Consider the following 13229-nt stretch of genomic DNA (forward strand, 5'->3'; position numbering starts at 1 on the left):
GCCATAAAACAGCGCCTGATAATTTTTTCCGCTGAAGTTGGCAGGACTGCCATGGGTAAGATGTCCGCCCATGCTCAGGTTCAGTCCCAGAATTTTATCACCCGGTTTTAAGCAGGCTAAAAAAACGGCGGTATTGGCCTGGGCGCCGCTATGGGGTTGCACATTTGCCCAGCTTGCATTAAAGATCTGTTTTAGGCGGTTGATAGCGATCGTTTCAATTTCGTCTATTACTTCGCAACCGCCGTAAAAGCGTTTGCCGGGGTAGCCTTCGGCATATTTATTGGTAGGAACCGTGCCCATAGCCTGCATTACCTGCAGCGAAGTGAAGTTTTCCGATGCGATCAGCTCAATGCCGTTTCGCTGGCGCTGCAGCTCTTTATTAATGAGATCAAATATTTGTGTATCCTTTTGCATGGCGCAAAAATAGGGTAACAAACTTGAATTTTACTATTTTCACATTTTCAAGCATCAATGTTTTGTAATACATGAAAGCAATTATACCCGTAGCAGGGGCAGGCACCAGGCTGCGTCCGCATACATATACCCAACCCAAAGCACTTATACCGCTTGCAGGAAAAACATTGCTGAGCATTATTGTTGATCAGTTGGCTGAAGCCGGTATTAAAGAGTTTGTATTTATTGTCGGCTATCTTGGCGATAAGATCCAGAATTATGTGAAACAGCATTACCCGCACCTGCAGTGTCATTTTATAGTACAAAATGAAAGACAGGGTTTGGGACATGCCATTTATCTTACCAGGGATGTGGTTGCCGGAGATGAAATATTCATTGTTTTGGGAGATACAATATGCGAGTATGATGTGAAAGCGGTTTTATACAGCAGCGATTCCATGCTTGGGGTAAAGAAAGTAGATGATCCCCGCAATTTTGGCGTTGCCGAAATTGATGAAAACGGCATTATTACCAAAGTGGTGGAAAAGCCCCAGATACCTAAATCCAATATGGCACTCGTGGGCATTTATAAAATAAAGGATGCAGGTTCTCTTTTTTCCTGCCTCGAAACCAATATCAACAAAGGAATTAAAAGCAGGAATGAATACAGCCTCACAGATGCGCTTGAATGTATGATCGCCGGCGGGGCAGCCTTTCAATCGTTCAAAGTGCAAAACTGGTTCGATGGCGGACGGATAGAGACGCTGCTCGAAAGCAATGCTACCCTCATGAAAAAGATAGGCGGTAAAATATCACCGGACCATGTTTTTGAAAATGTAATTATTGTGCCTCCCGTTAGCATTGGCAGCGGTTGCGAGATCAGCAATGCGATCATAGGTCCTAATGTAGCCATTGGTGAACAGGCAAAAATTGTCTCTTCCATCATAAAGGATTCTATTATCGGCGATTTTGCCAGTTTGTTTGATGTGGTTTTACAGAAGTCACTCATTGGAAGCGATACCGAAATTAAAGGCGAAACCCGCACTTTGAATATTGGCGATAACACCCAAATTGATCTGGGATGAGTAGGGGAAGCCAAATAACAAGAGCCAAATAACAAGAACCAAATCTCAAATCATAAATCATAAATCTCAAATCCTGCGCATCTGCCATGTCTTCATTTTCCAACCGCGTTACCCGTCTTTTTAATATTAACTATCCTATCATACAGGCGGGTATGGTTTGGACAAGCGGGTGGAAGCTGGCTTCGGCAGTAAGCAATGCCGGGGCGCTGGGCTTAATTGGCAGCGGCAGCATGTATCCCGATGTGCTGAGAACTCATATTCAAAAATGCAGGGCAGCAACCACGGGCACTTTTGGCGTAAATATTCCCTTGCTGTATCCCGGGGTCGAAAAACACATGCAAATTGTAATTGAGGAAAAGGTGCCGGTGGTGTTTACATCTGCCGGCAATCCGGCAACATGGACGGGCATCTTAAAAGATAAGGGCATTACTGTGGTGCATGTGGTAAGCAGCAGCAAATTTGCCGTTAAAGCCCAATCCGCAGGATGTGATGCAGTGGTTGCCGAAGGCTTTGAAGCCGGCGGGCACAATGGGAGAGAAGAAACTGCAAGCATGGTATTGATACCTGCTGTTTGTAATGCTGTAACTATCCCGGTAATCGCTGCAGGGGGCATTGCTACCGGAAGGCAGATGCTGGCAGCAATGGTGTTGGGTGCCGAAGCTGTACAGGTAGGAAGCCGGTTTGTGGCCAGCGAGGAAGCATCTTCACACATTAATTTTAAAAATGCGGTTGTACATGCAACAGAAGGAGATACCATGTTGTCACTAAAAAAAGTAGTGCCGGTAAGACTGCTGAAAAACAGATTTTTTGAAGAAATTCAAAATGCCGAAAGCGAGGGAGCGGGAGCCGACACATTAAGGAAAATATTGGGGAAAGGCAGGGCAAAGAAGGGGATGTTTGAAGGTAACCTGGAAGAGGGGGAACTGGAGATCGGGCAGGTCAGCGCCCTCATCAGCAATATTCTTCCTGCCGCCGGGATCGTAAAAGATATTTACCGCGAATTTGATGTGGCTATTGCAAATCCTGTAAAAAAGATATAAAGTACTGGTGAAAAATAAAACCTCATTGCAGATCAATATAGAAATGCCCGAATTCACTTCTTTTTCCGAACGTGGGCCATCTGCCTGGCATTTTTTTGATTATTAGGGATCCTTTCTTCCCGGCATATCTTTTTTCCTTTTACATCGGTTGTGATGGTTTCATGTCCCACACCAATGCGCTGGCGCCTAAAATAGCGGCGTCGGCTTCTTTGAGCTCACTGAAAATAAGCTTTACTTTATTTTGAAAAATGGGAAGGAGATTTTTCTCCATATGTTCTTTGGTGGGCTTAAGGATGAGGTCGCCGGCTTTTGTCATCCCGCCGAACAAGATAATGGCTTCCGGAGAAGAAAACATTACAAAGTTGGCAAGCGCCATACCCAGTATCATGCCAGTGTATTCATATACGTCTCTTGCTATCGGGTCGCCCTGTACAGCACAATCATAAACTACTCTTGAATCAATTTCATCTGCGGGAAAATTTCTGAGCAGGCTGTCCTGGCCATGCCGTTCTGCAAGAAATTCCCTTGCTGTATTGGCTACTCCCGTAGCAGACGCATAGCTTTCCAGCGAGCCATGCATACCGGTACCCGGGTGCAATCGTCCGTTAGGAATGATCATGGTATGTCCCAATTCCCCGGCAAAGCCGTCATGCCCGTATATTAAATGCCCGTTCGCTACAATACCGCTTCCAACGCCGGTGCCTAATGTGATCATAATAAAGTCTTTCATCCCTTTGGCCGCACCATACATCATTTCTCCAACTGCGGCAGCATTGGCATCGTTGGTTAGTGCAGCCGGCACTCCAAATTTTTCAGTCATCATACTGGCAAGCGGAATAATACCTTTCCAAATGAGGTTGGGCGCATATTCTATGGTACCACTGTAAAAGTTCCCGTTGGGAGCACCTATGCCTATACCTTTAATACTTTCTATACCGCCTACCTGTTCTATTGCAGGCTGCAATGCCTCATGCAGTTCTCTGATGTAATCTTCCACTTTTGTATGCTTCCTGCTTGAAATAGCGCCACGGTATAATGTGTCTCCCCGGTGATCAACAATGCCAAAAACGGTATTCGTTCCACCTATATCAATGCCAATTGCGTATTCCTGTTTCATGTATAATTGATAAATGTTTATTTCCTGCTGTTCATACAACTGCTTCTTAATGTCCTCCGCCACCGTCGAGAGCGCTGTAATCAATGCCCTGCGACTTTAGAACGGATTTTACACGGAAGGCGTAAAAGGTAAGATAAACAAAGCATAAAACTGCTACCCAGTACGACTGGTGAATGCCAACGGCCGGAATGTCGGCAAGCTTTCCCTGTAATGGCGGGATAATGGCACCGCCCAGGATCATCATTATTAAAAAGGCAGAGCCCTGTGCTGTATATTTCCCCAAACCCGCAGTAGCCAGGGCAAAGATACTGGGCCACATAATAGAGCAAAACAAGCCGCCACTTAAAAAGGCGTAGGTTGCCGGTTTGCCGGTAGTAAATAAGCCGATGAGCATGGCAATTACGCCCAATCCTCCAAATATCATGAGGGTTTCGGTGGGTTTTTCCTTACCCAGGAAAAACCCTGCTATCTGGAAAACGATGATGCCTGCGTAAGCATACAGGGGTGTGAAATCATTGCCGGCAATAAGGTTTGCCGCGATCACAACGCCAAAAGCTATATACGGAACAATGATCCATAATAAAGTACGGGTAGAGCGTGTGGGGTTAAATACGGTAATTGCTCCCGTCCATCTGCCGATCATCAGGCTGCCCCAGTATAAAGATATGAACGGAGCAAGCTGCTCTTCGTGGTATCCACCAAACTCGGGATGTCTTAACAATTCGCCCAAATTGCTTTGAATCGTTACTTCAACGCCCACGTACAAAAATATGGCCAGCATGCCCAGTACCAGTTGCGGGTATTTCATGGCGCCCCATCCGTCTGCTTTCTTTTGAGCGCTGGCATTGGCCGTAAAAAAGCTGACCACCATAAAGATCAGTCCCGCCACAAGCAGCCACATATTGCGCAAGCTTACTTCAGGGCTTAATTTTTCATTCGGCGCCAAACCGCGGTAACTGGCAAAAATGATCCCGAATATCACCACCATTACGAACGTAATAGCGATCAGGAGCCACATGGCTTTGGGAGCGTGTTCAAAGCTGTCTTCTTCTTTTACATTGGGAAGTTTTTTACTGGTTGCAAACAGCAATGCCGAAAGCAGGAATAATGCCCCAACCGCTATATATAACCAGTTCATAGAGCTGATGGATGCATTTTCAATATCTGTTTCACTTACAGCGGCATGCCCGAACAGGGCAAGCGCTACCGCTATGGGCCCTATCGTGGTGCCGAAAGAATTAACACCGCCGGCAAGGTTCAAACGGTGAGCGCCTGTGGCAGGATCACCCAGCGCAATAGCAAAGGGGTTGGCTGAAGTTTGCTGAAGTGAAAACCCCAGACCGATTATGAAAAGAGAGATCAGTACACCCGCAAAGCCGCCGAAGTTAAAAGAAAGCAACATCAGTACAGCTCCTACCACACTGGTAAGCAAACCGTAAATGATACCGGTTTTCATGCCCCAGTGATTCATGATGTCCTTATTTTTCACTGCCGATGCTACAAATAAACCCAATGCCCCGATGTAATAAGCGCCATAAAAAGCAAAATCGATCAACTGGCTTTGAAACTGGTCGAGCTGAAAATAATGCTTGCAAAAAGGGATGAAAATGCCATTACCCGCAGCAATAAATCCCCAAAAAAAGAATACGATCACCAGTATGCTCAATGCACTGGTATTGGTAGGTTGCCTGGTTTGAGCCATTTTTTAACGTTGAGGTGGTAAATATAAGAACAGGCGGTGAAATTAAGTCATAACAATCGTTTGCAGCAAAAAAAAACACAAATGGAGTTGCTATTCCCGATATGTTTATTAAGTTCGGGAAATTTTATTCAAACATGTCTACAGCCACCGCTCTTCAACCCGCCGCCGCCCGTAAGAGTTACATTTCATCTATTATCATTATCGGGGCATTGTTCTTTATTTTTGGATTTGTTACCTGGATCAACGGGATATTGATCCCGTATCTTAAAATTGCCTGCGAGCTGGAATCCACTACACAATCCTTCCTCGTGGCTACCGCCTTTTTTATCGCATACTTCGTAATGTCCATTCCTTCATCGTATGTACTAAGGAAAACCGGGTACAAAAAAGGGATGTCGCTGGGACTGCTGATCATGGCTGTAGGAGCGCTGGTTTTTATACCCGCGGCACAATCGCGCAATTATAATCTTTTTTTATTCGGGCTGTTCGTGATCGGAACAGGGCTTGCCTTATTGCAAACCGCTTCAAATCCGTATATATCCATTATTGGACCCATTTAAAATGCGGCTTCAAGGATAAGCATAATGGGAATATGCAATAAGCTGGCCGGCATTATTGCAAGCTTAATATTCGGTTTTATTGCATTGAAGGATACAGACGCGCTTACTGAAAAGCTGGAATCCATGGACGTCGCTGCCAGGGCGGCAGAGCTTGACCAACTGGCCGCCAGGGTTATCAATCCATATATTATTATAACGATTGTACTGGTGGTGCTTGCAATTGCTGTATATTATTCTTCTTTACCCGATATTAAGGATGACGGCGATGCAGGGGGAGATACCGCTCCCGCTGCAAATGGAGGGAAAGACAGTATTTTCCGGTTCCCCCACTTATTTTTAGGAGCCCTGGCCATGTTTTTATATGTAGGAGTGGAAGTGATGTCGGGCGATACCATAATCAGCTACGGGCATGCGCTCGGCATTGAAATGTCTAAAGCAAAATTTTTTACATCGGCAACACTGGTTTGTATGCTGATCGGGTATATACTCGGTATCTTCGCCATTCCCCGGCTGTTGTCCCAGCAAACCAGCCTGAAGATTTTTTCATTCATAGGAGTAGTATTTACCACTATTGCCCTGCTCACCAATGGCTTTACTTCTGTATTGTTCATTGCTTTGCTGGGCTTTGCCAATTCTTTATTGTTCCCTGCAATATTCCCGCTTGCCATAAACGGACTGGGAAAATTTACCAAATTGGGCTCAGGTATTGTTGTAATGTCCTTTGTGGGAGGAGCCATTTTACCGCTGGTGTATGGCGCTATGGTAGATAGCGGAACACAGCAGGCTATAGCCAATGGCGTAGCGGAAGGAACAGCGCATGCTTCTGCCGCCCGCAGCTCTTACTGGTTTATGATACCCTGTTATCTTTATATATTGTACTATGGTATCAGCGGATATAAGGTTGGCTTAAAGAAGACCAGTAAAACGGCCACTGCGTAGCCTGCTTACGGACAGTAAGGGTATACCAAACAATAAAAAGTTTGCGACCTGTTACAATGCATTCATGAAAAGACACGGGTGAAAGATGTTTTATCCGTGTCTTCGAATGTTGAAGCAATATTTTTTTCTTTTCCTGCTTGTATAAATCAAAAACCTTCCTATATTCAATCAAAGAACCCGCTCACCGAATTCAAACAGGATGGAAATAATACATGTTAGTGCCGAATGTTACCCGGTTGCTAAGGCAGGTGGCTTAGGCGACGTTGTTGGTGCACTGCCGAAATACCAGAACGAGCTGGGGCATATCGCCAAAGTGGTAATGCCCATGTACAAAACAAAATTTTTGATGAACAATGTATGGGATGTTGTACATAAGGGAAGAACGAATACAGGCGACTACTGGTTTGATTATACCATTATTAAAGAACAGACCAACAAACTGGGTTTTGATCTGTACCTGGTGGATATCAATGGATTGCTGGATAGGGAAAGGGTATACGGGTATGATGATGATACCGAAAGGTTCGCTGCCTTTCAGGTAGCGGTTGTAGACTGGATCGCTGTGTGGGCGCACCGGCCCGATGTAATACATGTGCACGATCATCACACCGGGCTTATCCCGTTTATCATTAAGCATTGCTATAAGTACCAGCATTTACACGAAATTCCCACGGTGCTTACCATACACAATGCACAGTACCAGGGAATAATGGGGTGGGACAGAAGTTACCTGCTGCCGCCGTGGGATAGCTGGAAGTGGGGGATGCTGGACTGGAACAACAATATCAATCCTCTGGCATCAGGTATCAAATGCGCATGGAAAGTAACCACGGTGAGCATGAGTTACTTAGATGAATTGCGTCAGTCTGCTAACGGGCTGGAAGCTCTTTTTGAATATGAAAGAGGAAAATGTACAGGTATTTTAAATGGCATTGACACAACGGTGTGGGATCCGCGAAGTGATAGCTATCTTGAAGATCACTTTGATATTAAGTCGGTAACGGAAGGCAAAGCAAAAAGCAAACGCCGTCTTTGTGAAACATTTAACCTTGATCTCAATAAGCCGCTGATCGTTTTTATTGGCAGGCTGGTAGGTGAAAAAGGGGCCGACATGCTCCCTTCGGCTATCAGTGACAGTTATTATTATATCGGCCGTAAAATGAATTTCCTCATATTGGGCAGCGGTTTCCCTGAAGTGGAGGCCCGGTTGAGCCTGTTGCAGAAGCTGGCCCAGAATGATTATAATGTTTATATCGGCTATAATGAATCACTGAGCCATCTCATGTATGCCGGGGCAGATTATTTGCTGATGCCTTCGCGGGTGGAACCCTGCGGGCTCAACCAAATGTACGCTATGCGTTACGGAACGATCCCCATGGTACGGCGTACAGGCGGATTAAAAGATACCGTTATAGATTATGGCGAAAAAGGAGGCTATGGCATTGTATACAACTGGGCTTCTGTTGGAGATATCACACACGGTATCTGGCGGGCGGTAGATATGTTTGAAGACCAGGAAAAAATAAAAGAGGTAAGGGAAAATATGATGCGGCTGAACTTTAGCTGGCAGCACAGCGTTCAGCAGTATCTTGACCTGTACCAGGGTTTGTTGCCCGGTGAGAAGGAAGTGCCTGAAGCGCCTGTAAAAGGAGCAAAGGTTAAAAAATAAGGTTTTAAAATTTATTCTTCATAATAATTGTTTTGGCTATGAAAAAGAGTGTGATCGCTGTTATACTGGGAGGCGGCGCAGGTACCCGCCTTTCCCCGCTTACCGCTACCCGCAGCAAACCTGCTGTGCCCATTGCCGGTAAATACCGCCTTGTTGATATTCCCATCTCCAACTGCCTTAATTCGGATATCGGCAGAATGTATGTGCTTACGCAATTCAATTCAGCATCACTCAACAAACACATCAAGAACACCTATCATTTCAGTATTTTCAGCAAAGCATTTGTAGATATACTTGCCGCCGAACAAACGCCCGACAATCCCGGCTGGTTCCAGGGAACAGCCGATGCAGTGCGCCAGTCCTTACGCCATTTGCAGCAGCAGGAATTTGATCATGTGCTCATCCTTTCGGGCGACCAGTTGTACCAGATGGATTTCAGCGAAATGCTGCAAAGCCATGTAGACAAAGGGGCGGATATTTCCATTGCAACCATACCTGTGGTGGCAAGAGAAGCACCTGAATTTGGTATCCTTAAAGCAGACGAGGATCATTATATAACCTCATTTATAGAAAAGCCGAAAAAAGATCTGTTGCCCGACTGGACAAGCGATACGGGTGATGAAATGCAAAAAGCAGGCAGGATCTACCTTGCTTCTATGGGTATATATATATTTAACCGTAAGCTGCTGTTTGATATGCTGCTGGATGTGCATAAGGATGCCACGGATTTTGGTAAGGAGATCATACCCGATTCCATCAGCACCCACAAGGTGATCAGCTACCAGTACGATGGGTACTGGACCGATATCGGGAACATCTATTCCTTTTTTGAAGCCAACCTGGCGCTTACCGACGATATACCGCCTTTCAACCTTTTTGACAATTCAAAATCGGTATATACCCGGCCGCGGATGCTGCCGCCTGCCAAAATAAGCGGTACTACGTTAGAGAGGACCATTATTGCAGAAGGCTGTATCATCAACGCTTCCCGCATCGAAAACAGCGTAACGGGTATACGTACCCGCATTGGGTACGGATCAACCATCGTTAGCACTTATATCATGGGGAGCGATTACTATGAAACTTTAGAGGAAATGAAAAATGCCGCAGAGCGCGGACTGCCCAAGATGGGCATTGGCGAAAGATGCTATATCCGCAACGCTATTATTGATAAGAACTGCAGGATAGGGAACGATGTGCGGATCAACGGAGGAGTACATATACCCGACTCTGATCATCCTTTGTATACGGTGAAAGATGGCATCGTTGTGGTGAAAAAGGGCGCTATACTGCCTGATGGGTTTGTGATTTGATAAAGGGTTGCAGGTTACAGGGTGTGCAGGTTCCGGGGCCGAACTTACGAGGGAAATTACCCTGCACCCTGTAACTTGTAACCTTGTCTTTCTGATCTTTCACTTTTCACGGCTATACCCTGCGCCCTGAAACTTGCACCCTGTAACCTGCAACATCCATTAAACGACTGCTATGCATGCTGCTTCACCGGATCCTGCTGCCGGGCTTTTGCGCAAGCCAAAGCTTAAGTTCTGGCAGATATTCAATATGAGCTTCGGCTTCTTCGGTATCCAGTTTGGCTTTGCGCTGCAAAACGGGAACGCTTCCCGGATACTCCGCACTTTTGGCGCCGATGTAGAGCATCTCTCCTGGTTCTGGCTGGCAGCTCCCCTGGTGGGAATGATCGTACAGCCTGTTGTAGGTCATTACAGCGACCGCACATGGAACCGTTTGGGCCGCCGCAAACCTTATTTTCTTTCGGGCGCTATTTTATCTGCCGCTGCGTTATGCTTAATGCCCAATGCCTCACTGTTCACGGCTATAGCGCCCGCTTTATTTGTTGGCGCCGGTATGCTTATGATCATGGATGCCTGTTTTAACCTGGCAATGGAGCCATTCCGGGCACTGGTTGCCGATAGCCTTCCCGACTCACAAAGAACCATGGGTTTTTCGGTGCAAACTTTCTTAATAGGCGCGGGAGCTGTCATCGGCTCTGCCTTTCCTTTTATGCTCACCAATTGGTTTGGCGTTTCCAATAGTGCGGCGGAGGGTATTATAGCCGATAATGTAAAATGGGCCTTCTACATCGGTGCCGCTGTTTTCATTATTGCCATACTGGTTACGGTACTCAAAACAAAGGAATATCCACCAAAAGCGTACGAACAGTATCATGGTAGGGCCGAAAGTGAAAAGCTGGGCTTAGGACAAATATTCAAGGATTTTGCACGCATGCCCAAAACCATGAAGCAACTGGGCCTGGTTCAGTTCTTTAGCTGGTTTGCCCTTTTCGGCATGTGGGTGTTCACCAACGATGCGGTTGCCACGCATACCTATGGTTTGTCTGTTGAAGATAAGAGCTCGGATGCCTACCGCACAGCGGGCGACTGGGTGGGGATACTGTTCAGTGTGTACAACGGCATATCTGCTGTGTATGCGTTGCTGTTACCTTTTATCGCTTTTAAAATAGGGCGTAAAAAAACGTATGCTTTTTCGCTGGTATGCGGGGGACTGGGGCTGATATCCATATACTTTATTCGGGATCCCAACTGGCTTCTCCTTTCCATGGTGGGCGTGGGCATAGCGTGGGCCAGCATACTGGCTATGCCGTATGTAATTTTGTCGGGATCTGTTCCTGCCGGCAAAATGGGCATTTACATGGGGATATTTAATTTCTTTATCACGCTGCCCCAACTGGTAAACGGCATAACAGGCGGCCCTATTGTAAAATACATTTATAACAACCAGCCCATATATGCCATTGTTATGGCGGGATTCTTTATGCTTTGTGCGGCAGTGAGCGTAATATATGTTTATGACCCCGGGGAAAGGAATGTGAAGATTTGAAAATGTGCAATGAAGGTGGCGGCAGGCGACAGAAAGAGCATCTGACCGCATTTTAACGCAAAGCACCAAAAAGCAGATCACAAGAACCAATAATATTCAAATCCGAATATTTAGTTTCGAAACCCGAAGGAAATACAAAGCACCAAAAACCAAATAGGTACAGATGGTTCGTTCCTTATAATGACAGGAATATCTGAAGGAATACACGATAAACTAGAAATCAACAAATCAGAAATCAGTAGTGACTGCTGATACCTAACACCTGATACCTCTTAATATGCCTGGGCAAACAAAACTCTTTTATTACTTGGTTTACCGGTAAGTATACATTTGCCTTCTTCCTCTTCCGCATCTAACGGGATACAACGGATCGTTGCCCTGGTTTGTTCCTTGATCTTTTCTTCTGTTTCCGGCGTGCCGTCCCAGTGTGCAGATACAAAGCCTCCTTTTTCATTCAGCAACTGTACAAATTCATCCCATGAATCAGCAGGAGTAATATGTTCATCACGATAGGCTTTGGCTTTATCGTACATGTCCTGTTGTATTTGCCGGAGTAAATTAATGATGCGTACCGACAAGTCGTCCATTGCAACGCTCATTTTTTCTTTGGTATCCCTGCGGGCAATTTCAACCGTATTGTTTTCAATATCCCTGGCGCCAATGGCGATCCGAACGGGCACTCCTTTTTTCTCGTATTCAGCAAATTTCCATCCCGGGCGGTTATTGTCATTGTCATCGTATTTTACGCGGACCCCGGCTAACTTCAGTTCCTGTAAAAGCGCTGTTACTTTTGCGTCGATCAAAGCTTTCTGCTCTTCCCCCTTATGAATGGGCACGATCACTACCTGAAAAGGTGCGATCCTCGGCGGTATGATCAGTCCGTCATCATCGCTGTGTGCCATTACCAGCGCTCCGATCAGGCGGGTGGAAACACCCCAGGATGTTGCCCATACATATTCCTGCTTGTTTTCTTTGTTCAGGAACTGCACATCAAAAGCTTTTGCAAAATTTTGCCCTAAAAAATGAGAGGTTCCCGCCTGCAATGCTTTACCATCCTGCATAAGTGCCTCAATGCAATAGGTATCCAAAGCTCCTGCGAACCTTTCATTAGGCGTTTTTACCCCTTTTATCACCGGCAGCGCCATCCAGTTTTCCACGAAGTCGGCATACACATCCAGCATGCGTTCTGTTTCTTCAATTGCCTCCTGTGCCGTAGCATGGGCGGTATGGCCTTCCTGCCATAAAAATTCCGTAGTACGCAAAAAAAGACGGGTGCGCATTTCCCAACGTACTACATTGGCCCATTGGTTAACCAGTATGGGAAGATCCCGGTAAGACTGGATCCATGTTTTATAGGTGCTCCATATAATGGCTTCACTGGTTGGACGCACCACCAGCTCTTCTTCCAGTTTGGCTTCGGGATCAACTATTAATTTACCTTTATTTTGAGGATCGGTCTTGAGCCGGTAGTGCGTTACTATTGCACATTCTTTAGCAAAACCTTCGGCATTTTTTTCTTCCGCTTCAAAAAGACTTTTAGGAACAAACAGCGGGAAATAGGCATTCATATGACCGGTGTCTTTAAACATCCTGTCTAACTGATCACGCATGTTTTCCCATAATGTGAAACCATAGGGTTTGATCACCATACAACCTCTCACAGCCGAATAATCTGCGAGCCCGCCTTTTATAATGAGATCGTTATACCATTGTGCATAATCCTGCAACCGGGACGTAATTTCTTTGCTCATAATTTTTTAAATATGCTTCTTTTAATGGGCTGTGTTTCACATAGGATATCTTTTTATATATACCCAACTATTTTGAATAGATTAACAGTGCAAATTGTGGCAAATGTAGTAACTTCA

The 13229-nt window shown here is 45.6% G+C and carries 10 protein-coding genes and 1 pseudogene; 7 read left to right on the top strand and 4 right to left on the bottom strand.

Features of this window, described 5'->3' with window-relative positions; translation table 11 throughout:
• Positions 1-414: pseudogene (glyA, locus tag PLH26_RS14500) on the bottom strand (serine hydroxymethyltransferase); the annotation flags it as partial.
• A gap of 71 nt (positions 415-485) precedes the next feature.
• Here glyA and PLH26_RS14505 point away from each other — a divergent pair.
• Positions 486-1478, top strand: coding sequence for a sugar phosphate nucleotidyltransferase (locus PLH26_RS14505; RefSeq protein WP_324586750.1), 993 nt, complete (start codon positions 486-488; stop codon positions 1476-1478).
• Positions 1479-1564: 86 nt separating this feature from the next.
• Entirely contained in the window at positions 1565-2518 is a 954-nt protein-coding gene (locus tag PLH26_RS14510) for an NAD(P)H-dependent flavin oxidoreductase (protein ID WP_324586751.1), read from the top strand.
• Between the two features lie 139 nt (positions 2519-2657).
• On the opposite strand, the gene PLH26_RS14515 is transcribed toward PLH26_RS14510, so the two are convergent.
• Positions 2658-3635, bottom strand: a complete 978-nt coding sequence (locus tag PLH26_RS14515) for an ROK family protein (protein ID WP_324586752.1) — start codon at positions 3633-3635, stop codon at positions 2658-2660.
• A 46-nt stretch (positions 3636-3681) separates the two neighbouring features.
• Positions 3682-5337: an MFS transporter gene (locus PLH26_RS14520; RefSeq protein ID WP_324586753.1), complete on the bottom strand. Its 1656-nt coding sequence runs from the start codon at positions 5335-5337 to the stop codon at positions 3682-3684.
• A gap of 134 nt (positions 5338-5471) precedes the next feature.
• Between PLH26_RS14520 and PLH26_RS14525 the strand changes: the two genes are divergently transcribed.
• From PLH26_RS14525 to PLH26_RS14545, 5 genes are all read left to right on the top strand, one after another.
• The gene (locus PLH26_RS14525; protein WP_324586754.1) at positions 5472-5897 is read left to right on the top strand and encodes an MFS transporter; all 426 of its coding nucleotides are present in this window, start codon (positions 5472-5474) and stop codon (positions 5895-5897) included.
• Between the two features lie 15 nt (positions 5898-5912).
• Complete coding sequence (gene gluP / locus PLH26_RS14530) at positions 5913-6836, top strand: glucose/galactose MFS transporter (protein WP_324586759.1); 924 nt, start codon at positions 5913-5915, stop codon at positions 6834-6836.
• Positions 6837-7035: 199 nt separating this feature from the next.
• Positions 7036-8505: a glycogen synthase gene (locus PLH26_RS14535; protein WP_324586755.1), complete on the top strand. Its 1470-nt coding sequence runs from the start codon at positions 7036-7038 to the stop codon at positions 8503-8505.
• Between the two features lie 38 nt (positions 8506-8543).
• On the top strand, positions 8544-9818 hold the full coding sequence (locus PLH26_RS14540) for a glucose-1-phosphate adenylyltransferase (protein ID WP_324586756.1): 1275 nt from the start codon (positions 8544-8546) through the stop codon (positions 9816-9818).
• A gap of 172 nt (positions 9819-9990) precedes the next feature.
• Positions 9991-11361 (top strand): MFS transporter, encoded by a 1371-nt coding sequence (locus tag PLH26_RS14545; protein WP_324586757.1) that lies wholly within the window; start codon positions 9991-9993, stop codon positions 11359-11361.
• Between the two features lie 272 nt (positions 11362-11633).
• On the opposite strand, the gene proS is transcribed toward PLH26_RS14545, so the two are convergent.
• Positions 11634-13112: a proline--tRNA ligase gene (proS, locus tag PLH26_RS14550; RefSeq protein ID WP_324586758.1), complete on the bottom strand. Its 1479-nt coding sequence runs from the start codon at positions 13110-13112 to the stop codon at positions 11634-11636.
• Between the last annotated feature and the right edge of the window lie 117 nt (positions 13113-13229).

This window comes from Agriterribacter sp., from assembly GCF_035444585.1.
In the GTDB taxonomy this organism is placed as follows: Bacteria; Bacteroidota; Bacteroidia; order Chitinophagales; family Chitinophagaceae; genus Agriterribacter.